A 24,806-nucleotide genomic window follows, 5' to 3' on the forward strand; every position below is an offset into this window, starting at 1 on the left:
ATGAAAAAAATACTCTTTATAGGTTTATGTATTGTCTTGATTGGATGTAAAAATCCTTCTTCAACATCTGAAAAATTAAATGTAGTCACTACAACTACGATGATTACCGATTTAGTTAAAAACATCGGTGGTGATGCTATCGAAATAAATGGTCTAATGGGTGCTGGAGTAGATCCTCATTTGTTTAAAGCAAGCGAAGGGGATGTTTCTAAACTATACCATGCAGATGTCATTTTCTACAACGGGTTACACCTAGAAGGAAAATTGGTTGAAGTTTTTGAAAAGATGGAGTCTCAACAGAAAAAAACCATTGCCTTAGGAGAGCAACTAGATAAAGATGGCTTAATTGGTTCAGATTATTTCGCTTCAAATTACGATCCTCATGTGTGGTTTAATATTCAGTATTTTAAGGAATTCGCCAACACAGTTACCCAGGTATTATCGGAAGAAGACCCCAAGAATTCAGAACTATTTGTAGCAAATAACAATTTGTTTCAAAAAAAATTAACCGACTTGGAAACTGAAGTAAAAGCCATTATTGAAACACTTCCCCAAGAAAAAAGAATATTGGTTACCGCGCATGATGCCTTTAATTATTTCGGAAAAGAATACGGATTTAATGTAGTGGGCCTACAAGGACTTTCTACAGCTACCGAAGCAGGGGTTCAAGATGTTCAAAAACTTTCCGATTTTATAATTGAAAATAAAGTAAAAGCCATTTTTATAGAAAGTTCGGTGCCTAGACGCACTATTGAAGCCCTGCAACAGGCAGTACTTTCAAAAAATCACGAAGTAATAATTGGAGGTTCTTTGTTTAGTGATGCATTGGGAGATGCAAATACTGTGGAGGGCACTTATATTGGGATGTTTTTATACAATGTAACCACCATCGTTAATGCTTTAAAATAAGCTCATGGAACAAAAATTCGCCATAAAAGTAGATGACCTAACGGTAGCCTATGACTACAAACCTGTTTTGTGGGATATCGATTTAGCAGTCCCAGAAGGTGTTTTAATGGCAATCGTAGGACCTAACGGCGCAGGAAAATCGACACTTATAAAAGCAGTATTAGGTATTATTAAACCCATTGCAGGAAGTATTTCCATTTATGATAAACCCTACAAGGAACAGCGAAAATTGGTAGCCTATGTTCCTCAAAAAGGAAGCGTAGATTGGGATTTCCCAACGACAGCCATCGATGTAGTTATGATGGGTACCTACGGAAGCCTAGGCTGGATAAAGCGTCCTGGTCAGAAAGAAAAAAAGGCCGCTTTAGAGGCTTTGGAAAAAGTAGGTATGCTTCCATTTAAAAACAGACAGATTAGTCAGTTGAGCGGCGGACAACAACAGCGGGTATTTTTAGCACGAGCTTTAGTGCAAAACGCCTCCATTTATTTTATGGATGAGCCGTTTCAAGGGGTAGATGCTTCTACAGAGATTGCAATCATCAATATTTTAAAAGAATTACGAAAAGCGGGAAAAACCCTTGTGGTGGTACATCACGATTTACAAACGGTGCCGGAATACTTTGATTGGGTTACGTTTCTGAATGTGAAAAAGATAGCTGCGGGACCTGTAAAAGAAATTTTTAATGATGACAACCTCACCAAAACCTACGGAATTAATTATAAAGTAGCGATCAATAAATAGCATTACCATGTCTATTACAGAATATTTCGAACTGGTATTTACAGACTACACCCTTCGCACCATTACGCTGGGAACTGCTGTATTAGGTGCAATTTGTGGCATGTTAGGTAGTTTTGCCGTATTGCGAAAGCAGAGTTTGTTGGGTGATGCTATTTCACACGCTGCGTTACCGGGAATTGCTATTGCCTTTCTTATTACAGGGGCAAAGGATTCGAATGTTTTAATGCTGGGTGCCTTGGTGAGTGGCTTGATTGGCACCTTTTGGATTCGGGGGATTATAACAAAAACACACTTAAAAAGTGATACAGCCTTAGGGTTAATTCTTTCCTTATTCTTCGGATTTGGAATGCTATTACTCACCTTTATTCAAAAACAGCCTAACGCTAATCAAGCGGGATTAGATAAATACTTGTTTGGTCAAGCTGCCACTTTAGTTGAAAAAGACGTCACTATTATGGTTATTGTCACTGGGATATGTCTAATAGTATTGTTGCTCTTTTGGAAGGAGTTTAAAATTCTCCTTTTTGATGCCGATTATACCAAAACCTTGGGCTTCAACACAAAATTTATTGATATACTCATTACCTTTTTTATTGTTTTAGCCATTGTGTTAGGCTTACAAACGGTTGGAGTTGTTTTAATGAGTGCTTTGCTTTTGGCTCCAGCGGCAGCGGCTCGTCAATGGACCAATAGCCTAAAAGTGATGATTATTTTAGCCGCGATTTTTGGTGCTTTTTCTGGTGTTTTGGGCACAGCGATAAGCGCAAGTGACAACAACCTTTCAACAGGTCCAGTGATTGTGTTGGTGGCAGGGGTTTTTGTTTTGTTTTCCTTTATTTTTTCACCCGAAAGAGGTATTCTTTTTCGAGAAATTCGTTTCAGAAAAAACAGAAATGACCTTCAACTCAAAAAGACACTTCAATTTATGTATGGCATTGCTAAAACACACGAAAACATTTCGCACCCACACGCCATTCGAATACTAAACAACTTCCAAGGCTTTACGAAAGGGTCGTTAAGAACGATGGAAGAGAAAGAATGGATTCAGCTTAAAGGTCAAGAATGGTCTTTGACATCTGTTGGTTTTGAAGAAGCCAAAAATCTATTTAATCAGCAAAAAAATGACTAACCCACAAATTGAAATACAGTTAATTGGAGTGGTTGTCGCAATGGCCTGTGCCATTCCTGGGGTGTTTTTGGTATTGCGAAAAATGTCATTAATAAGCGATGCTATTAGTCATTCCATTCTACCGGGTATTGTGATAGGTTTTTTTATTACCCAAGATCTCAATTCACCTTTATTAATATTATTGGCTGCTTTAACTGGAGTGATAACCGTTGTTTTAGTGGAGGTAATTCAGAAAACGGGTTTAGTCAAGGAGGATACTGCCATTGGGTTGGTTTTTCCTTCACTATTTAGTATTGGGGTGATTCTCATTGCAAAAAATGCCAATGACGTACATTTGGATGTGGATGCCGTATTGCTTGGAGAGCTTGCCTTTGCTCCATTTGACAGGTTATTTATTTCAGGAATGGATATGGGGCCTAAATCTTTATGGGTTATGGGAATCATACTTATCATTACCATCCTTTTATTGTTTCTGTTTTTCAAAGAATTAAAGGTGAGCACTTTTGATAAAGGACTATCTGCCGCATTAGGATTTTCTCCTTTTGTGATGCATTACGGACTTATGTCTGTTTCTTCCATAACAGTAGTGGGTGCTTTTGATGCAGTGGGAGCCATTTTGGTGGTGGCCTTTATGATTGCCCCAGCAGCCACAGCCTATTTATTGACAGCCAATTTGAAAAAAATGTTACTCCTATCTATACTTTTTGGAGCATTTTCCGCCATTAGTGGGTATTGGCTAGCCCATATTCTTGATGCCTCAATTTCTGGTTCGATGACCACTGTGTTAGGACTTCTGTTTTTTGGGGTGTATTTATTTGCCCCAAATAAGGGCTTATTGTCTGTACTATATCGTCAAAAGCAGCAAAGGACTGAAGTTTCCTTAATTACTTTTTTATTGCACTTGAATAATCATTCTGAAGAAAACGAGCGCCATATTAATCACCTCAACGAACATATCAACTGGCAAAAAGTGCGTTCAAAGACCGTAGTTGATTTGGCATTGAAGAATAATATGATAAGTATATCCAACAATATTGTTTCACTTACCGAAAAAGGTAAAGAATTTACCAATTTAGCGCTGAAATATATTATGACCAACAAAGACGAAAAGATTGAATATATGAAGGATGATTTCTTTCTTTTTAGGGGATAAAATAACTTACTGAAAGTTTTGGCATCATTTTTTCATATATTTCTAAACCAATAAAGTAATCCTATGAAAAAGCTACTTTTATTATCCATACTATTCATTTCATTATCAACTATGGCTCAAAATGAAAAAGTGGAAACTCCAAAAATTGCTGTTAAAATGGAAATAGGACAAACCATTTCTTTACAAGGAGTATCCTTAACTTTTATAGATGTTATTGAAGATTCTCGTTGTCCAAAATACACAAATTGTATCTGGGCAGGAAGAGCTGTGGTATTGGTTGAAGTTGAGGTAAATGGCAAGAAGGAACAGAAAAAGATATACCTTGGAGAAACTCGCAATAATGAGCCAACAAGTAAAACCCTGTACTCCAAAGACGGATATTTTATTGAAGTTGTTGCTTTGAACCCCTATCCAGAAGATGGAAAAGAAAAGGCTCCTTATACGCTTTTAGTTTGTGAAAGCATCTAATCTAATGGCAACCACAATCTTTATCGCCGCATTTTGTTTTTCCGCCATCGAGCGTACCAAACACTTTCTTTTTATTCTCGAATATAGGATTCCACACAAATTTTTTCAGAAGAAAAAATAGTGCTATGCTAAAGGTTATAATAACTAGGATGGTTTGCATACTGCAAAGATATTATTTTAAAAACTGATACGCACCCAAGGCAACAACATAGGCAATAGCCGACATAATTACCAATTGCCAAAAAGGCCATTTCCAACTATTAGTTTCTCTTTTTACAACGGCTAAAGTACTCATGCATTGCATCGCAAATGCGTAAAACAGCAAAAGAGAAACTCCACTCGCAAAATTAAAACGAGGGGTGCCTAAAATTGGGTTTACCTCAGCGGCCATTCGGTTTCTAATCGTTTCTTCTTCATCACTTCCCACACTATATATAGTTGCTAAGGTTCCTACAAATACTTCACGTGCCGCAAAAGAACTTACAATAGCAATTCCTATTTTCCAATCGTACCCTAACGGACTCACCACAGGTTCCAATCCTTTCCCAATGATTCCTATATAGGAGTTTTCAAGTTTAAACGCTGCAACTGCTGTTTCCATTTCTTCTTCGGAAAGTAATTTTTCAGAATTTCTATTTTGTACAATTTGCTCGGCATCATTAAAATCTCCTGGTCCATAGGAAGCCAAAACCCATAATATTATGGAAATAGCCAAAATAATTTTCCCAGCCCCCAGCACAAACGACTTTGTTTTTTCAATAACGGTAATCAATACATTTTTAGGCATGGGAACCTTATAATTGGGCATTTCGATCACAAAGAAAGAACGATTTCTAATCTTTAAAATCTTATCTAACAAATACGCAGAAAATATGGCTGAACCGAATCCTAATAAATACAAAAACATTAAAGTAAGCCCTTGCAAACTGAAAATTCCCAAAACACGCCCTTCAGGAATAATCAATGAAATGATAATAAGATACACAGGGAGTCTTGCAGAACAAGTAGTAAAAGGTGTAACTAAAATGGTAATTAATCGTTCTTTCCAGTTTTCAATGTTTCGAGTAGCCATAATAGCAGGAATGGCACAAGCAGTTCCTGAAATTAATGGCACCACACTTTTACCGCTAAGTCCAAAGCGTCGCATGACCCGATCCATTAGAAAAACCACCCTACTCATATAGCCACTTTCTTCCAATACCGAAATAAATAAAAACAAAAAGGCTATTTGCGGTATAAAAATGACTATTCCGCCTAAGCCTGGTACAATTCCTTCGGCCAAAAGATTGGTAAAATCACCGGTCGGTAGCGAGTGTTTTAACCAATCGCTTAACGAAGCAAAGGAAGAATCGATAAAGTCCATTGGGTAGCTACTCCAATCGAAAATAGCCTGGAACATAAGGAGCATTATCGCGAAGAAAATAAAATACCCCCAAAACTTATGGGTTAACACCCTGTCGAAACGACTGCGTAAATCTTTGGCCTTTGAGGCATCAATTTCTAGCGTTTCCTTTAGGGTTTCATTTATAAATTGATACCGCTTGATGGTTTCCTTTTGCTGAAGTCGCTTAAGATTGCTTTTAGATTCGGTTTGAAAAGAATGTACTCCTTTAAATTCATTTCTGTCTAATTTACCAAAATTTACATCTTGGGTAATGACTAGCCAAAGTTTATACAAATCTTGATTTGGAAAGGCTTTTCGAAGTCTGTCAAAATATTCTGGGGCAATCACCGATGCATCTAAACACGGCTTTGTAGAAATGTCTTTATAGTTGGAAATAAATTCTTTTAATGTTTCAAATCCTTCATTTTTTCGAGAACTAATTAAGGCTATTTTAGTTTCAAGACGCTGTTCCAATTCTGGAATCTTCACCGAAATGGCCTTGCGCTTCATTCGGTCGGCCATATTAATGGCTAAAATTGTTGGGATTCCTAAATCCTTAATCTGAGTGAAAAGGAGCAGATTTCGTTTAAGGTTTTCAATATCACAAACAACAATGGCAACGTCGGGAAAATCTTTGTCATTTTTATTGAGCAAAAGTTCAATGACTAAGTTTTCGTCAATGGAGGAAGCATTTAAACTATAGGTTCCTGGTAAATCAAGAATATGTGCCTTCTTTCCTCTTTCAAGTTTGCAAATTCCCTCTTTTTTTTCTACAGTTATCCCAGGATAATTCCCCACTTTTTGGTTGAGACCCGTAAGTCTATTAAAAACAGATGTTTTTCCAGTATTGGGATTCCCTATAAGAGCTACATTTATCTGTTTTGCCATAGTTAGGAAATCAATTCTATTTCAATTTGTAAAGCAGTTTCCTTTCTAATGGCTAAATGACTCCCATTAATATTAATGTAAAGGGGGTCGCTAAATGGCGCTAATTGTACTAAGGTCACTTCATTGCCTGGAAGACAGCCCATTTCTAAAAGTTTTAGTGGAATTAAATCGACCGAAAACTCGGTGATTATTCCCTTTTCTCCTTTTTGAAGTGATGCAATGGTAGGCATTGTTCTTATTTAGACTGATTTTAAACAATGCAAATGTAGGGAAAATATTGGGGTATAAAAAGGCTGTTATTCTTCTTTTTCAAGAATCTTTATGTCCTCAAGTAATTGTTCAATCGTTTCTGGTTTTGTACCATCGTAAAAACCCCGAATGCGTCTTTTTTTATCTACTAGTACAAAATTTTCGGTATGAACCAAATCGTATTCATTATAAGGAACATCTTTGGCAGCTAAATAGGATTTTCTTGCCAAGTCGTAAATCTGCTTTTTATCACCCGTTACTAAGTTCCATTTACTATCGTCTACTCCTTTTTTAACAGCATATCGCTTTAATTGTGCCACAGTGTCAATTTCTGGAGTCACCGTATGTGACAATAACAAAATATCTTGCTTGTCCTTTAGTTCCTTTTGGATTTGCACCATATGATCTGTCATTACTGGGCAAATAGTTACACAAGTAGTAAAAAAGAAGTCAGCTATATAAATTTTATCTTTATAATATTCTTGAGTAATGGTTTCACCATTTTGATTAATCAAGCTGAAATCCCCAATGGAATGATATTTCTTTTTATACTGAAGGGTGCTATCTACCAATGATGCATTTACGTCGCTTGGTTGATAAATCTTTAGCGTTTTTTTAGGTACAAGCACCTGATAAATAGAAAAAATAATAACAACTGAAAGGACTAAGAGCACTATTCCGAAGAATTTATATTTTGAAAAAAACTGAAGCATGAGATTTTAAATATAGTGCAAATTTACTCTTCAAAAAGAGAGCAAAAAAACTGTAACAGTTAAATGTTTTGTAATACTAACTGCCTATGTTTGTTTTATTTTTTTTGCAAAGAGTAAAGCACTACTTTTGCAGTTCAATTTTTTGAAAGGAATCTATGGAGTTTTTTATAAAGATATCTCAGTTTTTACTTAGTCTTTCCCTACTTATCATATTACACGAATTTGGTCATTATTTACCAGCTCGATTGTTTAAAACCAAAGTGGAAAAATTCTTCCTCTTTTTTGACATAAAATTTGCCCTCTTTAAAAAGAAAATTGGTGAAACCGTTTATGGAATTGGATGGCTTCCTTTAGGGGGTTATGTGAAAATAGCGGGGATGATTGATGAAAGTATGGACAAGGAGCAAATGGCACAGCCTGCTCAACCTTGGGAGTTTAGAAGTAAGCCAGCTTGGCAGCGCCTAATCATTATGCTTGGGGGTGTTATTGTAAACTTTATTGTTGCCCTACTTGTGTATATTTTTGCTTCTTTTTACTATGGGGATACCGATATTGCCACCAATAGTTTAAAAGATGGTTATAGCGTAGAAAACCCGATTTTGAAGGAGATTGGTTTCCAAACGGGGGATAAAATAGCATCTGTAGATGGGGAAACTTATGAAAGCTTTCAAGATTTACGAAAAAGTATCATTGTAGCTAATGAAATTACTGTTTTAAGAAATGGCAAAGAAATAAGTTATCAATTGCCTGAAGACTTTTTAGGACAATTAAGCGACAGTGATGATCGCACATTGTTTCAGTTGAGGATTCCTTTCCTGGTAGGTCAGGTGGTTGACTCATCGGCCAATAAAAATGCTGGACTTAAAAAAGGAGATTATATTTCTGAAATTAATGGAGAAGCAGTCCCTTATTACGATGTCATTGTTGAAAAGCTTCAGAACTATAAAGGACAAACGGTAACCGCTACTGTTGTAAGGGAAGGCGAAACCCTTAAAATTCCTTTAAAGATTGATGAAAATGGAAAAATGGGGATTTTCCCAGCTCAAAGCTTTAAGGTAATGGACGAGCTCGGACTTGCCAAAGTAGTTAAAAAAGAATACGGCTTTTTTGAAAGCTTTGGAGTAGGTACGAAAAAATTTGGTGCTCAAATGTCTGGTTATTGGGATCAATTAGTAAAAATATTCAACCCAAGCACTGGGGCCTATAAAGGTGTGGGAGGATTTAAAGCCATTTTTGATATTTTCCCAGATACGTGGAGTTGGGAAGCTTTTTGGAGTATTACGGCCTTTTTATCTATTATGCTTGGGGTATTAAACTTGCTCCCTATTCCAGCATTAGATGGTGGTCACGTAATGTTTTTACTTTGGGAAATGATTACAGGTAAAAAGCCCGGAGATAAGTTTATGGAGTATGCACAAATGATTGGTTTCTTTTTATTAATTGCCTTAGTACTCTTTGCCAACGGGAATGATATTTACAGGGCCATTGCAGGGAAATAAAAAAAATAACCTTTCTTTTTTGTTCAGATAAAAAATACTTTATATTTGCATCCGCTTAAAAGGAAAAATACCTTCCTCCTTAGCTCAGTTGGTTAGAGCATCTGACTGTTAATCAGAGGGTCCTTGGTTCGAGCCCAAGAGGAGGAGCAAAATAAAAGTCTTCGCATTGCTGCGAAGACTTTTTTTATTAAATTCTTTCTATAGTTGAACTTACTTTATCCGCTATACACTTTATTTCTTGAAAACATGTTTACTAATTTGCATGTCATTGTCTAAAGATAGAATGACAAAATACAATCCAGTAGAAAGCGAAGTTAAATCTATTTCAGTTCTTGAAAAGGCATCCTTTTCGAACAATAGGCCTCCTGTACTAGAATAAATTGATAGTTTAAATGCTCCCAGATTGGTTTTAATAGTTGCAGTATTAATTACAGGATTGGGAAAGATAGAAATAGTGGGTGTTGTACTTTCTTCATAAATAGTTAATCCCTCTTCAATAATTTTTATGGAGCCATCGGGTTCAAAGGGGTTAGACCATTTTTCATTGGTATACAAGTCTGAGCCTCCCAACGTTTTTAAAAAAGCCACAAGGTCGTGTTTCTCACCTTCCGTAAGATTCAACTGTTGTGGTTCGCCGTTAGGATCTCTTAACCTTGTATCCAAATTGGTGTTTTCAGGGTTATTAGGAATGTGATTATAATGATTTATAACCTCTAAAAGGGTGGCAAAACTACCATCGTGCATAAATGGTCCATTTAATGTTCCGTCTGGTTTTGCCAAATCCCGAAGTGAAGGTGCTCTTATATTGGTAATATCAATTTCACCTGGCATTCCTGCCACGGTAATCACTCCATTATTAAATGAATTAATATGTAATGCAAAGCCCGAAGGAATGTGACAGTCTGCGCAACCTACATTCAGAAATAAGTCTTTACCCCTATTTTCCTGCGGCGTAAAGTTAGGAAATGGCTCATTTGCATAGTTCACTTGTAACAATCCTTCATCAAATCTAGAATCGAATGACTGGATGCTTCTAATAAATTGAGCAAGGGCTAATTGCATTCGGTTTTCGGTTATTTGAGAATCGCCATAGGCAAACTCGAATAGCGTGTTGTAATAGTCGACACTTTGGAGGTAGTTAATTAAATCATCGAACGTAGGATTGCCAATTGTGCCACTAAATCCCATTTCAATATGGTCTCTTATAGGCTGGGTGGTTTGTTCTTCAAGTGTTTCGGCTCGTTCATCCCAAAAAAAACTATTTTCATTAGAAAATCGAGCATTCACAAGGCGCATAGAGTGTCTACCTGTAAGTCCATTGACTCCTTGACTCTGAACATTTGGGTCTCCAAATGCATGTTCTTGAATATGGCAACTAGCGCAGGCGATGGAGCCATTACTTGATAGCTTTTTATCATAAAAAAGCACACGTCCCAGCGTTGCCGTCTTATTATTAATAGGGTTATTTCCACTATTATCTTGAAATACGTATTCTGGAATGTCCTGATTAGCATAATTAAACAGATGGTTCAGGTCTATGGTTGCACTAATAAAAATCAATCCAAAAGCTAGTAAAATTGACAGCTTTAAAAATCTATTTTTTGAAACGGACATAAAATTTCCTTTGTTTTAAATCAAGGAACAAGATAATGAATTTAAAAACTCTTAGAGCTAAGCAATCGCTTTGACCGAGAATGAAAGATCGCACTTTTGATGAAAATGCAAGTGTCACGCAGTGTAAGAATGCTATTTTGTGTGATTCTTAAAAAATTGATTGGATTTCTCAAGCATTTCTTTGAAATCATCTATATCTGTAAAGGAGTGGTCGGCAGAGTTCCAAATTCTAAACTCAAGATTCTTATTATGCTTTTTAATCTTTTCAATCATGTTTTCAGCCTGATCTACAGGAACTGTTTTATCTTTTCCACCGTGCATAATTAGCAGGGGACTATTTATATCATTTGCATAACTTATTGGGGATATTTTTTTTAAATACGAAGATTCATTAGACCCTAGAGCAGTATTCCAAAATTCATAAGAATAATAGTTATCATCATCCTTTTGCTTTTTCATCCATGCCTTAATATCTGTTGGGGCCGCGATAGAAATTCCTGCATTAAATAATTCGGCATATTTAACCAAACAAAAATAAGTTGCATAGCCTCCATAACTATGTCCAAACATAAAAACATTTTCTTTGTCTAATGGAAACTTTTCTAAAACGAACTGGGTAGCATCGGCAATATCATTTACCATAACTTCATCAAGACTACTAACCCCAGCTAATACATGGGATTTACCAAAACCCGTCGAGCCTCTATAATTAATGCGTAAGGTGGCGTAGCCTCTCGATGTAAAATACTGGGAGAAATCGTCTAAACGCCAATAATCTCTCGCCCATGGCCCGCCATGGGGCAACACAACTAGTGGTATTTTTTCGTTTTCTTTTATGTTAACAGGCAGATTAAAATAACAAGGAATATTATAATTATCTCTTGTCTTAGCTATTACCACTTTTGATTTTGAAAGAGCATACTCATTTAATTCCTCATTAAAATGAAACATTACGGCATAAGAATTTTCTTGAACATCAAATACTCCAATGTTTCCGGTTGAAGAATCATTCCATTGATGAATTAATAATCTATTACCTGAAACATCTAAATCGATAATTTCATTAAAAAATTGGGGGAATTGGCTGTTAAGCTTGGCTACTTTTTCTGAAAAACTAGAAGACAACCATTTATATTTTGGAGTGAGACAGGTGTATTTAAAGCCCGCAATTTCAGCATTATTATAATCGAAAATGAATTTAATTCCTTCACCGTCTAAATCCTTTACATCACAATTAACATCAGCAACAAAAGTTTCTATAACTTCTTCTTTTTCAATATCATAACTAAACATCTCTCTTTTATCAGAAAAAATATTCGACGTTATGTATATTATATTTGGGTTATATCCAAAACCTTCAAAAGTTAAATATTGTTTTAAATGGGTTCTTGGGTCTATAGTAAAAGAATACTGGTTCCCACCAATTTTAATAATGCAGGGCTTCAATGTTTTGGTTTCTGGGTCATATTTATAATAATAGCTCATGCCCTTGTCCGATATTTTAACTGCCATTCTAATATTTCCAAAAGCATCCGTAATCCAATGATTTACTTTATGAGTGTCTGCATTCATTATAACATACTCTTCTCCAGTGTAAATATTAATCTCCTTGATCGCGGCATGAAGATTACTGTCATAAGTTTGTACTAAGATTTGATGGCTTTTGTTGTGTAAAAGGCTGATTATTGAATTATAACGGAGATTTGCCTGCCAGTTCCAATAGGTTGATTTCTTTTTATAATTTATTCTACTTACTATTTCAACTAAATTTTTTCCATCAATATCAACCGCTTTAATTGCTCCTTTCGATTCATAAATAATACGTTCATTGGTAAGCCAATATACAGCGTCAATTCCAAAAAAATCTAACGGTATTCTATGGACTAATTCGTATTTATCTATATCAATAATATTAATGGTTGTAGAACGATTAAATAAATAGCTATCCTCATTCTTATCTATAACTTCTATATAATATTTTCCATTAGGCGAAATAGTAAAATGACTTCGATTATTTTGTTTAAACATTACGTCCAATGGTATTAACTTTTGGATGGAATCCTGAGAAAAACAATACAGACAAGAACTAAATAATAAAAATATTGCTAAAGGAAATCGTACCATTTTTAAATTAAAATATTGTATTGATAAATATAAATATCTACAATAAGTTGAATTAATTTAAAAGTATTAATTTTTCAGAATAATTTATAGTAATTATTTTAAACATTTTGGCCTCGTAGTTCAATGGATAGAATAGAAGTTTCCTAAACTTTAGATCCAAGTTCGATTCTTGGCGAGGCTACGAGACAAGATGAGAAGTTTACCCTGAGCTTGTCGAAGGGATTCTTGGCGAGGCTACTTATTAATATTTCCCTTTCAAATTCTCTAGCATAATCTTGGTCATATCCTCCAAAGAAAATTGGTGCTCCCAACCCCAATCTTCTCTAGCTTCGCTATCATCTATACTCTGTGGCCATGAATCTGCAATGGCTTGTCGAAAATCTGGTTCGTAAGAAATAGTAAAATCTGGAATGTGTTTTTTTATACTTTCGGTTATTTCTTCAGGATTAAAACTAAAAGCAGAAAGGTTATAAGCGCTTCGCGTTTTTATTTTTTTGGCTGGAGTTTCCATAATATTGATAGTGGCATTAATTGCATCATCCATAAACATCATGGGTAGCGTAGTTTCAGCATTCAAAAAACAAATATATTTTTTATGTTTTAAGGCCTTATGGTAGATGTCTACTGCATAATCTGTAGTGCCACCGCCAGGCATAGTTTTATAGCTAATTAATCCTGGATAGCGTACACTGCGCACATCTACTCCATATTTATTATAGTAATACTCACACCAACGTTCTCCCGTTTGTTTGCTAATACCGTATACGGTGCTAGGCTCCATGATAGTGCGCTGCGGGGTATTTTCTTTGGGCGTTGTTGGCCCAAAAACCGCAATACTAGAGGGCCAAAATATCTTTTCAATTTTTCCTTCTTTAGCTAAGTTTAATACATTAAACAAAGAATTCATATTCAAATTCCAAGCCTTCATAGGGAACTTTTCTCCCGTAGCAGAAAGCATAGCTGCCATTAAATAGACTTCAGAAATCTCATGTCTTATTACAATATCCTCAATTTCACTATAACTTGTTGCATCTAAGAGTTCGAAAGGACCACTTTTCATCATTTCTTCATCACCTTCTACAATGTCCGATGCAATGACCTTATGTGCAGGATACAATTCTCTAAGTTTTGCCGTAAGCTCTGTCCCTATTTGACCACAAGCCCCTATAATAAGAATTCTTTTTTTCATTTAATTAAATATTTGACGGTAAATATAAGGATATCTCAATGGTTCTTTTTAATTAAATTTTAATAGAAGTTTACTGTAAGTCCTTTATATTTGTACAGTTAGATTTACAATGAATTATTTACCTTTTTTTACACTCCTCTTCTTAGTGTTTTTATCTTGTGGTGATGCTACTTCTGAAGAAAATATATCTCAAGAAGTTGTAGTTGATACATCTGTCTATGGAAATACCCAATTTGAGGTTCCCAAACTCATCCCTCAAGCAAATGCATTGGTAGATAATTGGCCTATTTTTCAGGATTTTAGAGGTGAAGCTTTAACACTAAAAAATATAAAATTAGAAGATTTAAAAATAAAGTCTGAAAAACTATTGGCGCATACCGATTCGCTTTCAAAAAATATTCCAGATACTCTGTATTCGAATGCAATTCAATCAAGATTAACTATTGTAAAAACGAGAATACATTTATTAAAACAAGAAGTAAACAGAGGAAAAACTCGCCCTGAAGAAATAGAAAACAATCTTTTAGAAGCGCAAAAAGCGATTGAAACATTTATCATTCAAATTAACGAGAAAGTACTCAAAGACAAAATAGACTTTCAACGAAAAGATGACGAACAGAAAGAACTCGAAAAGCAAAAAAAAGCAAGAGATTCAATATTTAAATTAGAATTAGAAGATCAATAATCACTTTTACACCAAAAAATATAATAACAAACTAAAAAACAATGAAAAAAATACTTTTAAAATCCCTTCTTTTATTTGGAATTTTCGCTGTTACTTTTTCTTCATGTAAGGAAAAAGAAACTGCCCAAATAGAAGACGAACCAAGAGGAATTATCTTGGCTAATATGGATACACTTGTAAGTCCAAAAGATGACTTTTATAGTTATGTAAACGGAACTTGGATGAAAAATACAGAAATCCCTGAAGACGAAGTTCGCTGGGGCGGTTTTAATGTATTGCGCAAAAAAACAGATCAAGACATGCTTGCCATTTTGGACAAAGCCCAAAAAAGCGACAAATATGCTCCCGAAACAGATCAAGCAAAAGCAATTATGATATTCCAAACCGAGTTGGATACTCTTTCTCGAAATAAAGAAGGAATTACACCACTTCAGCCTATTTTGGATAAAATTGCTGCCATAACATCTATTCAAGATTTTCAAAAGGTTATGACCGAAAATGCTGCCGAAGTATCACAACCCTTCTTTGGTATTGCTGCCTTTTCAGATCCTAACGATAGTTCTATGAACGCTTGTTATATTACCCCTGGCGGATTAGGATTACCCGATCGTGATTATTATACAAATACCGATGCAAAATCTATTGAAATAAGACAACAATACGTAGATCATATCACTAGAATGCTTCAGTTTTTGGGAGATACGGAAGAAGAAGCTCGCAAACAAGCGGAAACGATCCTTGCTTTCGAAACTAATTTAGCCATTCCTCGTCTAGACAAAGTAGCTCGCAGAGATTTCAGAAATTTCAACAATCCTCGTTCCTTGGAGGAGGTTCAAAAAATGGTTCCATCAATTGCTTGGAAAGATGCCTTTACTTCTATGGGAGTTACTAAAAAGGTAGATACCATCATGGTAATGCAACCTGCTTATATGAAAGTAGTAGAAAATACTATGAAAAAGGGCGATATCAACACTTGGAAAACCGTGATGCGTTGGGCAACTCTTAACAATGCTGCTGGCATGCTTTCTACCGAAATTGAAAAAGCCAATTGGGATTTTTACAGCAAAACCTTACGTGGTGCTAAAAAGCAAAAATCGGCCGAAGAACGTGCGCTGGCTACGGTAAATAACACGGTTGGAGAAGCCTTAGGAAAATTATATGTGGATGAAATGTTCCCGCCTGAAGCAAAAAAGAAAGCCGAAGATATGATTGCTAACGTGATTGAGGCTTTTAAGGAACGTATTCAGAAATTAGATTGGATGGGAGACACCACAAAAGTGAAAGCTATTCAAAAGCTAGATAAATTTACCGTTAAAATTGGCTATCCAGACAAATGGAAAGATTTTTCTACTATGTCTGTAAAGCCTGAAAACAATTATTATCAAAATATGGTAGCGGTAGCAGAATGGCAATTAAAGGATAATCTTGATAAAATTAATGAGCCTGTAGATAGAACCGAATGGGGCATGTCACCACAAACTGTGAATGCGTATTTCAACCCATTTAATAATGAAATTGTATTCCCAGCCGCAATTTTACAACCCCCTTTTTATGATTATTTAGCCGATGAAGCGGTTAATTACGGCGGAATTGGTGCTGTAATTGGACACGAAATTTCACACGCTTTTGATGACAGTGGCTCTCGATTTGACTCTGATGGAAACTTAGTAAACTGGTGGACGGAAGGCGATTTAAATCAGTTTACTGAAAGAGTGAATAAATTAGCCGAGCAATACGACCAAATTGAGGTATTGGATAGTGTTTTTATTAACGGAAAATTTACTTCGGGTGAAAACATTGGAGATTTAGGTGGTCTTTTAGGGGCTTATGACGGACTTCAAAGATTTTACAAAGAAAATGGAAGACCTGAAAATATTGACGGATTTACACCAGAACAACGTTTCTTTATGAGTTGGGCTACCATTTGGAGAACCAAGCAAAGAGACGAAGCTTTGAGAACACAAATACAAACCGACCCCCATTCTCCAGGACGCTATAGAGCGACACAACCATTATTAAATATTGATGCTTTTTACGAAGCTTTTGATATAAAAGAAGGAGATAAGATGTATGTAAAACCAGAGGACCGAGTGCGGATTTGGTAGTAGAATCTATAAACTGAAAAGGGAGCTCATGAGCTCCCTTTTTTATTCTATTAAATCCTTTTTAACCGCCCTATTTAAATAGTAGGCTGTGACTAAAGTGGAAAGGACATCGGCAATTGGAAAAGCTATCCAAACCCCAAAAATACCTATAAAAGGAGGAAGTATTAACAGCAACGGAATTAAAAAGAACCCTTGCTTTGTGAGGCTTAATAATAATGCGGGTATGGCTCTGCCAATCGCTTGAAAATAAGATGCACCTATGAGTTGCACCACAATAACAGGAGTAGCGGCGAATACCCAACGCAGTGCAGAAGGGGTTCGTTTCAATAATTCTTCATTGTTGGCTAAGGTTACCGTATCTAGGCTTTCAGAATTACTTATAAATATGGATACAATTTCAGTGGGAAAGACCATAATAATCGCAAAAATAAATAATGCAATGGCTCCCGAGTACTTAATAGAGGTGTTGATTGCCTCTCTCACCCTTCCGAAGTTTTGTGCCCCATAATTATATCCAGCTATAGGCATAAATCCTTGGTTTACCCCTATCACTGGAAATAATGCAAACATGAGCATTCTGCTAATAATTCCGTAGGAAGCCACATCCAAAGAATCCCCATAAGTAATAAGGACATTGTTCAGTAAAATAGTAAGTACCGCAATAGTTCCTTGACGCGCAAGCGTTACAAAGCTTAAGGCGTTAATTTCTCTAACAATTTTTCCATTTAAAAAGAAAGACGAAATCTTCAATTTTAATTCACTTTTAGCTACGAAAAACCAGAAAATAAATAGAAAACAAATCGCATAACTTATGAATGTTGCCCAAGCAGCCCCTTCCATTCCAAAATCAAACACTTTAATAAGTATCCAATCCATGAATATATTACCAATGGCAGGAAGCATCATAGCGTACATGGCAAATTTGGGTTTTCCTTCGGCTCGAATCACGTTGTTTCCCATCATACACATGGCAAGCATTACAATTCCGTAGAGAACTATTCGGTAATAGGTTAATGCAAGTTCTTTAAAGGATTCATCGGCGCCAAAAAATTCAATAAGTTGGTGTTGAAAAATCAATCCCAAAAGTGCCAATATTCCTGAAGTGAAAAAGGTTAAGGTAATCTGATTCCCAAAGACTTTTAGCGCCTTTTCATGATTTCCAGAACCCAATGCACGTGAAAGGACTGAAGTACCTCCTATCCCAACCGATAGACCAATGGCTCCAATAAAGAAGGTGACTGGTATCACTACAGTGATAGCAGAAATGGCTAGTGGACCAATCCAACGACCTACAAAAATGGTATCCACAATCATATTAAGAGACATAACCAAAATACCTATCGAGGCAGGAACTGCCTGCTGAACAAGTAATTTGCTAATGGGTGAAGTTCCTAATAAAGTGGATTTATTACTCATTAAGCGATGGCGGTTTTGACATCGGTAAGTTGCCATTCTTCTATCCAATTGGCAAGCAATTGTGCAAAATCATCACGGTCATTTAAACATGGAATGGTTGTAAACTCTTTCCCCCCCACTTCGTGAAATATTTCTTCCCCTTCCATTGCTATTTCCTCTAATGTTTCAAGGCAATCACTTACAAAAGCTGGGGTAACAATTGCCATATTCTTGATTCCTTTCTTTCCAAAACGCTCAATGGTTCTATCGGTATAGGGTTGTAACCAAGGGTCAAATCCTAATCGAGATTGAAAGGAGCTCGAGTACGTTCCCTCTTGTAAATTCAACTTTTCTGCAACCAGTTGAGTAGTTTTAAGGCATTGGTGTCGATAGCAAAATGTATGTGCTTCGGAAGGAGTTACACAACATTGCCCATCGATTTTACAGTGGCTCTTTGTAATATCACTTTTTCGAATATGTCTTTCAGGAACTCCGTGATAACTGAACAATACATGCTCATAATTTTTCCCTTTGAGTCCTTCAGCTATACTTTTTGAAAGCACTTCAATATAATCTTCCCGGTTATAGAATGCCGAAAAAGTATCTACCTCGAGATTCGGGAAAAACTCCTTTTGAAGCTCTTCAACTTTTACATTAATCGTTTCAGTAGTTGCCATGGCAAACTGCGGATATAATGGCATCACCAATACTTGATTCACACCCTTATCGACCAATTCCTGTAGCCCTTTTTTCAAGGTCATGCTTCCATAGCGCATTGCTAAAGACACAGGAATGTTGGTGCTTTGTTGTACTTTTTCTTTAAGTCTTTCAGAAATTACAATTAATGGAGACCCTTCTTCCCACCATATTTTTTGATAGGCTTCTGCCGATTTCTTTGGGCGTGTATTTAAAATGATTCCTCGAACTAGCAAAATTCTTGCCCATTTTGGGACATCAATAACACGAGGGTCCATTAAAAACTCATCGAGGTATTTTTTTACATCTTTAGGATTGGTACTATCTGGGGAACCTAAATTTACAAGGAGCACTCCTTTTTTCATAATTCTTTTTTACGAAACAAAAATAGTATGCATTACTGGAAACTTTCTTAAAAAAGTATCAAACTTCCTCATTTACATATTTAATAATTCTATTGGCTTAGACTCATTACAAATTTCTTTGGTGTCACCCCATATTTCTTTTTAAAGGCAGCAATAAAATGGCTAGCTGTGCTATACCCAATTTTAAGACCTACTTCATTTACATTAAATGAACCCGAAACCAATAATTGCCGTGCAACTTCCATTTTATAATCGAATAAAAAGCTAAACACGGGCTCACCATACACTTGTTTAAAACCCTCTTTTAGTTTATTTAAGGATAAACCAATCTCCTTAGACAGCTCCTGTAAAGTAGGAGGTTCCGCCATTCTTTCAATAATAATATCCTTTGCTTTTTTAATTTTAGCCACATTGGTTTCGTCTACTAAAAAAGGGCATCGTTCAATATCTACACTTTGCGGAGTATTAAAATAAAGACTTAATAATTCATAGGTTTTTGCCTTAAAATAGAGTGGTTTCACCATGGGATGCAAACTAAATTGTAACAACTGATTTAATACAATCGCCATAGAAGGAGAAAAAATAGTGTCTTTATAATATTTACGGTCCCTATTTTCTCCGCTTAAAAAAGAAATATAATTGGCCTCCTTAGAAAATAACTCATGAAGTTTTTTAATGGGAAGTAATATTGAAATCAGCCAACTTTTTGGCTGCAAGGACAGTTCAATGGGTAAATCCAATTTCGGATTATATAGTAGTAGTGTGTGGTCTTCTAGAATGGGTAAGCTGTAACTTCCTTCATTAAAAACAAAGGCTCCTTGCCCCTTAACACAAAAGTGAAACTGAATAAAATTAGAATTTACTTCACGCTTAAAATATTGATTTTCAGTAGAATCATTTGTAAACTTTAAAATAAAAAAACCTGTTTCTACTTGCGTCTCTTCATATATACCTTGAGCGATACTTTTTTCAGAAATCATAAAGATAATTTTTTATGTTATTTAGAATAATTCCAAATAAATACTCAATCACATACCGAAAATACTACAAAAAACTGATATTTATCATTGAAAAAGGCAAATTAACACCTAACGATACTATATATACTTATAGCGTTACTTTTTATTACCACAGACTACTACATTTGCACTTGTAATTCAATGATGAGAAGCCAGAATCAACATTTTACACCTTCTACTGAAGAACATTTTTTTGTAATTGGTCTTAATTACCTTAAGGCCGATGCCGAAACTCGTGGGCATTTTAGTCTTTCAGAAGCATCACAGGAAGTCCTTTTGCGAAATGCAAAACAAATTGGTTTTCAGTCTTTAAGCGTTATTTCAACTTGCAATCGTACCGAACTATACGGGTTTGCAAAAAATGAAAATGATATTATTGCACTTTTATGTAAACACACTGTTGGAACGGTGGCGGAGTTTGAAAAAGTTGGATATACGTATAAAAATTCTGATGCCGTCTCGCATCTCTTCAAAGTAGGAACGGGCTTAGACAGTCAGATTCTTGGTGATTTCGAAATTATAAGTCAGTTAAGAAAGAGTTTTCGCTTTGCAAAGGAACTTGGATTGCTAAACGCTTATATGGAGCGGCTTATTAATGTAGTGATTCAATCTAGTAAGCGGATAAAGAATGAAACGGGCATATCTTCGGGGGCAACATCGGTGAGTTTTGCAGCGGTGCAGTATATTATGGCACGTGTTCCGTATGTTTCAGAAAAAAATATTTTGTTATTCGGCGTTGGTAAAATAGGAAGAAATACTTGTGAAAACTTAATTAAACACACTCGAAATAATCACATTACGCTTATTAATAGAACCAAAGTTAAGGCAGAAGAAGTAGCTGGAAAATTTAACCTGTTGGTAAAGGATTATGCTAATATTCAAAGTGAAATTGCCCAAGCCGATATTCTTGTGGTAGCCACAGGAGCGCAACAACCTACTATTAATAAAGAGCTTCTATACTTAAAAAAGCCCTTATTAATCTTAGACTTATCTATACCAAAAAATGTTTCTGAAAATGTTTCTGAAAACCCTTTGGTGACCTTAGTGCATTTGGATGAGCTTTCAAAAATGACCGATCAAACACTGTCGCAAAGAAAGGCAGATCTACCCAAGGCATTAAAGATAATTGAAGAAGCGAAAGAGGAATTTAATACCTGGGCATCTCATCGAAAATTTGCTCCAACTATAAAAGCTATTAAAGAAAAGCTTTCAGAAATTAAAGCAGGAGAGATAGATTTTCAGAAAAAGAAAATTGAAGGGTTTCACGAAGAACATGCTGAAATCTTAGCCGATCGATTAATTCAAAAAATTGCCACACAGGTAGTTGGTCACTTAAAAAATGCTAACGGTACTTCTCAGGATAGCATTGAAATACTAAAACAAGTTTTTGAACTTGAAACCTAAATCCCTTGAGCAAAGTAATCCGCATAGGAACACGTAACAGCCCTTTAGCCCTTTGGCAAGCGAATGTTGTTAAGTCACAACTAGAAAGATTGGGTTATCAAACACAACTCATTCCCATTACCTCAACCGGCGATATAGTCCTAGATAAACCCTTATACGAATTAGGCATTACTGGCATATTTACCAAGACTCTAGATGTCGCTATGATTCAGGGACAAATTGATATTGCCGTTCACAGTATGAAGGACGTCCCAACGCTTCTTCCTAAAGGGATCATTCAAACGGCTGTTTTGGAAAGAGCTTCTCACGATGACATTTTAGTTACCAAAGAATTGTTTAATTATGAAGAAGAATGTACCATCGCTACAGGAAGTTTACGCCGAAAAGCCCAATGGCTTAACCGCTATCCGCACCACAAAGTGGTGGGTTTACGTGGTAACGTAAACACGAGGCTACAAAGCCTCGCGAATAGCGACTGGCAAGGTGCTATTTTTGCAAAAGCTGGTTTAGAGCGTATCGATTTACTCCCCGAAAATTATCAAGATTTACATTGGATGATTCCTGCTCCGGCGCAAGGTGCGATGGTGGTTGTAGCCAATGAAGATGATACCTTTTGTGTTGAAGCTACAAGTAAATTGAACCACAAAGATTCACAGGTATGCACGGGAATAGAACGAGAATTTTTACGTGTTTTGGAAGGCGGATGTACTGCCCCCATAGGTGCCTTTGCAGAAGTGATTGGGAATCAAATTCTATTTAAAGGAATATTACTTTCCTTAGACGGAAAAGAAAAAATTGAGATTGAAGAAACTACAACGTTAAGTCAAATGCAAGGATTCGGACGAAAATGTGCGGAGTATATTCTGTCCAATGGCGGAAAAACACTTATGCAACAAATCAAAAATGAGATGTCAAATTAATGACGGTGCTTTCCACTAAAATATTGACTAAAACTCAGAAAGAGTTATTTAACGATTCAGGAATGGATGTGCTTGACTATGATGCAATATCTATCGAGTTTTTAGATTTTGACGCACCTCAATTTGTGAAAAATGGAATTTTTACAAGTCAGAACGCAGCAAGGTCAGTTTTGGGTAAAAATATCCAAATTTCCAATGCTTTTTGTGTAGGAGAAAAAACAAAACAACTTTTGGAAGAAAATGGACAAAATGTGGTTAAAATGTCCGAATATGCTTCAGAATTAGCCATATTTATTCAAAATAACTACCAAAATGAGGAATTTTACTTCTTTTGTGGAAACCGAAGGAAAGAGGAGATTCCCTACTCTTTTAAAAATTTAAAAAACACACTTTTTGAGCTAAAAACGTACAAATCCGAGTTAAATTCAATGAAATTTGATCAAAAATGGGACGGAATCTTATTTTTTAGTCCAAGCGGGGTGCAAAGTTTTACCACTAAAAATTCACTTGGAACTACCCCAGTTTTTTGTGTTGGGAATACCACCGCAGAAGAAGCAAAATTACATATAAAGAGTCCTATTTATATAGCTGATGACACTACTATTGAAAGCGTTATTAAAAAGGCTATTAATACTTTAAATAATGATTAAAAACGATTTATTCTTGAGAGCCTTAAAAGGCGAATCTGTGGACCGACCCCCCGTATGGATGATGCGCCAGGCTGGAAGATATTTACCCGAGTTTCAGGAAATAAAAGCCAAATACGACTTTTTTACGCGTTGTCAAACCCCAGAACTCGCCAGTGAGATTACAGTGCAACCTATTCGCCGATACGGTATGGATGCAGCTATTTTATTCAGTGATATTCTGGTAATACCCCAGGCCATGAATATTGAGGTAGAAATGAAAGCTGGAGTGGGTCCATGGCTACCAAAACCTATTAGAAGCCGAAAAGAATTAAATGAAGTTGTTGTTCCAAACATAGAGCAAACGTTAGGCTATGTGATGGAAGCAATTAAAATGACAAAGGATAAACTCAACAACGAAATTCCGTTGATTGGATTTGCAGGAAGTCCGTGGACTATTTTATGTTATTGTGTGCAAGGCCAGGGAAGTAAAAACTTTGATAAGGCCAAAGAATTTTGCTTTACACAACCCGAATTGGCACATGAATTACTTCAGAAAATAACCGATACGACTATCCTTTATTTAAGAGAGAAGGTACAGGCTGGCGTTAATGCTGTTCAAATCTTCGACAGCTGGGGAGGAATGCTTTCCCCAGTGGATTACAAAGAATATAGCTGGAAATATATTCAGCAAATAATTGATGCGTTAAAAGACATCACCCCTGTCATCGCTTTTGGAAAAGGTTGTTGGTTTGCTTTGGATACCATGGCAAAAAGTGGAGCTTCTGCACTAGGAGTGGATTGGACGTGTTCTCCAAAAAATGCGAGATCCCTTACTGGTGGTAACATAACACTGCAAGGGAATTTTGATCCTACTCGATTATTTAGTCCACCAAAAGAAATCAAAAAAATGGTAAAACAAATGATCGATGAGTTTGGGAAAGACCGTTATATCGTAAATTTAGGACACGGTATTTTACCCAATATTCCTTTGGAAAATGCGGGAGCTTTTATTGAAGCTGTAAAAGAGTACAAAGCTGAATGAATTTGTGGAAAAAATTAAAGCGAATAAGTTTAATAAAGCTGGTTAAATTTAGCTTTTTATTGCTTCAAAAACCGCTGTTAATTTTACCCATTTTAAAGGCAACAAAACAGGCGTTACAAGTGAGCCAAAAGTTATATGGAAATACTCATAATACCAACGGAAAAGCAAATGCTTTTCGACATGCATATTGGAATTATCTAATTTGTGAAAAAACGTTGAATTTTACCAAAAATGAGCAAAAAAGTGCCATTTGGACTGAAAAAGTGGTGGATTACTACGAAAAAGTGACAAAAAATGACATTTTAGACACTGAAATGGATTTTCACAATAACGAAATTGGAAGAAAACAATTTTTGATACATTTTGAAGAAAAATCATTCAATTCTGTTCAGTTTTTCCAAAATATGGCTCAAAATGCACAAAAAATAACCAAAATTCAAGAAATTCAGCATTTCGATAATCAATTAGTGTATATTTCAGATTAA

The 24,806-nt window shown here is 35.8% G+C and carries 22 protein-coding genes and 2 tRNA genes; 15 read left to right on the forward strand and 9 right to left on the reverse strand.

Translation table 11 applies throughout. The features are described from left to right. From KXJ69_RS03500 to KXJ69_RS03520, 5 genes are all read left to right on the forward strand, one after another. The gene (locus tag KXJ69_RS03500) at positions 1-909 is read left to right on the forward strand and encodes a metal ABC transporter solute-binding protein, Zn/Mn family (protein ID WP_219051334.1); all 909 of its coding nucleotides are present in this window, start codon (positions 1-3) and stop codon (positions 907-909) included. A gap of 4 nt (positions 910-913) precedes the next feature. Next, on the forward strand, positions 914-1,651 hold the full coding sequence (locus KXJ69_RS03505) for a metal ABC transporter ATP-binding protein (protein ID WP_219051336.1): 738 nt from the start codon (positions 914-916) through the stop codon (positions 1,649-1,651). 7 nt (positions 1,652-1,658) lie between these two features. Next, complete coding sequence (locus KXJ69_RS03510; protein ID WP_219051338.1) at positions 1,659-2,780, forward strand: metal ABC transporter permease; 1,122 nt, start codon at positions 1,659-1,661, stop codon at positions 2,778-2,780. Further along, complete coding sequence (locus KXJ69_RS03515) at positions 2,773-3,933, forward strand: metal ABC transporter permease (protein ID WP_219051340.1); 1,161 nt, start codon at positions 2,773-2,775, stop codon at positions 3,931-3,933. The genes KXJ69_RS03510 and KXJ69_RS03515 overlap by 8 nt, the downstream gene beginning before the upstream one ends. A gap of 63 nt (positions 3,934-3,996) precedes the next feature. Further along, positions 3,997-4,401 (forward strand): hypothetical protein, encoded by a 405-nt coding sequence (locus KXJ69_RS03520; protein WP_219051342.1) that lies wholly within the window; start codon positions 3,997-3,999, stop codon positions 4,399-4,401. Between the two features lie 172 nt (positions 4,402-4,573). On the opposite strand, the gene feoB is transcribed toward KXJ69_RS03520, so the two are convergent. The 3 genes from feoB to KXJ69_RS03535 form a co-directional block, all read right to left on the reverse strand. After that, complete coding sequence (gene feoB, locus KXJ69_RS03525; protein WP_219051344.1) at positions 4,574-6,673, reverse strand: ferrous iron transport protein B; 2,100 nt, start codon at positions 6,671-6,673, stop codon at positions 4,574-4,576. 2 nt (positions 6,674-6,675) lie between these two features. Next, the gene (locus KXJ69_RS03530; RefSeq protein WP_219051346.1) at positions 6,676-6,903 is read right to left on the reverse strand and encodes a FeoA family protein; all 228 of its coding nucleotides are present in this window, start codon (positions 6,901-6,903) and stop codon (positions 6,676-6,678) included. A gap of 66 nt (positions 6,904-6,969) precedes the next feature. Continuing rightward, positions 6,970-7,635, reverse strand: a complete 666-nt coding sequence (locus KXJ69_RS03535; protein WP_219051348.1) for an SCO family protein — start codon at positions 7,633-7,635, stop codon at positions 6,970-6,972. A 155-nt stretch (positions 7,636-7,790) separates the two neighbouring features. Here KXJ69_RS03535 and rseP point away from each other — a divergent pair, with 155 nt between their 5' ends. Then, positions 7,791-9,134, forward strand: a complete 1,344-nt coding sequence (gene rseP, locus KXJ69_RS03540) for an RIP metalloprotease RseP (RefSeq protein WP_219051350.1) — start codon at positions 7,791-7,793, stop codon at positions 9,132-9,134. Between the two features lie 73 nt (positions 9,135-9,207). Continuing rightward, a tRNA-Asn gene (locus KXJ69_RS03545) sits at positions 9,208-9,281 on the forward strand. 84 nt (positions 9,282-9,365) lie between these two features. Here KXJ69_RS03545 and KXJ69_RS03550 read toward each other — a convergent pair. Both KXJ69_RS03550 and KXJ69_RS03555 read right to left on the reverse strand, forming a co-directional pair. Next, complete coding sequence (locus KXJ69_RS03550) at positions 9,366-10,748, reverse strand: cytochrome c peroxidase (protein ID WP_219051352.1); 1,383 nt, start codon at positions 10,746-10,748, stop codon at positions 9,366-9,368. Between the two features lie 132 nt (positions 10,749-10,880). Next, positions 10,881-12,776: an alpha/beta hydrolase family protein gene (locus KXJ69_RS03555; RefSeq protein WP_219051354.1), complete on the reverse strand. Its 1,896-nt coding sequence runs from the start codon at positions 12,774-12,776 to the stop codon at positions 10,881-10,883. Between the two features lie 205 nt (positions 12,777-12,981). Between KXJ69_RS03555 and KXJ69_RS03560 the strand changes: the two genes are divergently transcribed. Further along, positions 12,982-13,053: transfer RNA gene (locus KXJ69_RS03560), tRNA-Arg, on the forward strand. A 60-nt stretch (positions 13,054-13,113) separates the two neighbouring features. Here KXJ69_RS03560 and KXJ69_RS03565 read toward each other — a convergent pair. After that, a complete protein-coding gene (locus tag KXJ69_RS03565; protein ID WP_219051356.1) occupies positions 13,114-14,061 on the reverse strand; it encodes an NAD-dependent epimerase/dehydratase family protein in 948 nt (315 codons plus the stop codon). 109 nt (positions 14,062-14,170) lie between these two features. Between KXJ69_RS03565 and KXJ69_RS03570 the strand changes: the two genes are divergently transcribed. Both KXJ69_RS03570 and KXJ69_RS03575 read left to right on the forward strand, forming a co-directional pair. Beyond that, positions 14,171-14,746 carry a hypothetical protein gene (locus KXJ69_RS03570; RefSeq protein ID WP_219051358.1) on the forward strand — a complete coding sequence of 192 codons (576 nt, stop codon included), beginning with the start codon at positions 14,171-14,173 and terminating at the stop codon, positions 14,744-14,746. 41 nt (positions 14,747-14,787) lie between these two features. Next, the gene (locus KXJ69_RS03575) at positions 14,788-16,851 is read left to right on the forward strand and encodes a M13 family metallopeptidase (RefSeq protein ID WP_219051360.1); all 2,064 of its coding nucleotides are present in this window, start codon (positions 14,788-14,790) and stop codon (positions 16,849-16,851) included. Positions 16,852-16,893: 42 nt separating this feature from the next. On the opposite strand, the gene KXJ69_RS03580 is transcribed toward KXJ69_RS03575, so the two are convergent. The 3 genes from KXJ69_RS03580 to KXJ69_RS03590 all read right to left on the reverse strand — a co-directional run bounded on the left by KXJ69_RS03580 (position 16,894) and on the right by KXJ69_RS03590 (position 20,287). Then, complete coding sequence (locus KXJ69_RS03580; protein ID WP_219051361.1) at positions 16,894-18,267, reverse strand: MATE family efflux transporter; 1,374 nt, start codon at positions 18,265-18,267, stop codon at positions 16,894-16,896. Beyond that, on the reverse strand, positions 18,267-19,307 hold the full coding sequence (hemH, locus tag KXJ69_RS03585; protein ID WP_219051362.1) for a ferrochelatase: 1,041 nt from the start codon (positions 19,305-19,307) through the stop codon (positions 18,267-18,269). The genes KXJ69_RS03580 and hemH overlap by 1 nt, the downstream gene beginning before the upstream one ends. Before the next feature lie 89 nt (positions 19,308-19,396). Beyond that, positions 19,397-20,287 (reverse strand): helix-turn-helix transcriptional regulator, encoded by an 891-nt coding sequence (locus KXJ69_RS03590; protein WP_219051363.1) that lies wholly within the window; start codon positions 20,285-20,287, stop codon positions 19,397-19,399. Between the two features lie 180 nt (positions 20,288-20,467). Between KXJ69_RS03590 and hemA the strand changes: the two genes are divergently transcribed. Genes hemA through KXJ69_RS03615 form a run of 5 tightly spaced genes read left to right on the forward strand, consistent with a single transcriptional unit; the run spans position 20,468 to position 24,806 of the window. Next, complete coding sequence (gene hemA, locus KXJ69_RS03595) at positions 20,468-21,730, forward strand: glutamyl-tRNA reductase (RefSeq protein ID WP_219051364.1); 1,263 nt, start codon at positions 20,468-20,470, stop codon at positions 21,728-21,730. A gap of 5 nt (positions 21,731-21,735) precedes the next feature. Continuing rightward, positions 21,736-22,650, forward strand: a complete 915-nt coding sequence (gene hemC / locus KXJ69_RS03600) for a hydroxymethylbilane synthase (protein WP_219051366.1) — start codon at positions 21,736-21,738, stop codon at positions 22,648-22,650. After that, the gene (locus tag KXJ69_RS03605; RefSeq protein ID WP_219051368.1) at positions 22,650-23,300 is read left to right on the forward strand and encodes a uroporphyrinogen-III synthase; all 651 of its coding nucleotides are present in this window, start codon (positions 22,650-22,652) and stop codon (positions 23,298-23,300) included. Before hemC ends, KXJ69_RS03605 begins: the two co-directional genes overlap by 1 nt. Next, on the forward strand, positions 23,293-24,321 hold the full coding sequence (gene hemE / locus KXJ69_RS03610) for a uroporphyrinogen decarboxylase (RefSeq protein ID WP_219051370.1): 1,029 nt from the start codon (positions 23,293-23,295) through the stop codon (positions 24,319-24,321). The genes KXJ69_RS03605 and hemE overlap by 8 nt, the downstream gene beginning before the upstream one ends. Further along, positions 24,318-24,806 carry a DUF6973 domain-containing protein gene (locus KXJ69_RS03615; protein ID WP_219051372.1) on the forward strand — a complete coding sequence of 163 codons (489 nt, stop codon included), beginning with the start codon at positions 24,318-24,320 and terminating at the stop codon, positions 24,804-24,806. The genes hemE and KXJ69_RS03615 overlap by 4 nt, the downstream gene beginning before the upstream one ends.

The organism is Halomarinibacterium sedimenti (assembly GCF_019312585.1).
GTDB classification, from domain to species: Bacteria; Bacteroidota; Bacteroidia; order Flavobacteriales; family Flavobacteriaceae; genus Halomarinibacterium; species Halomarinibacterium sedimenti.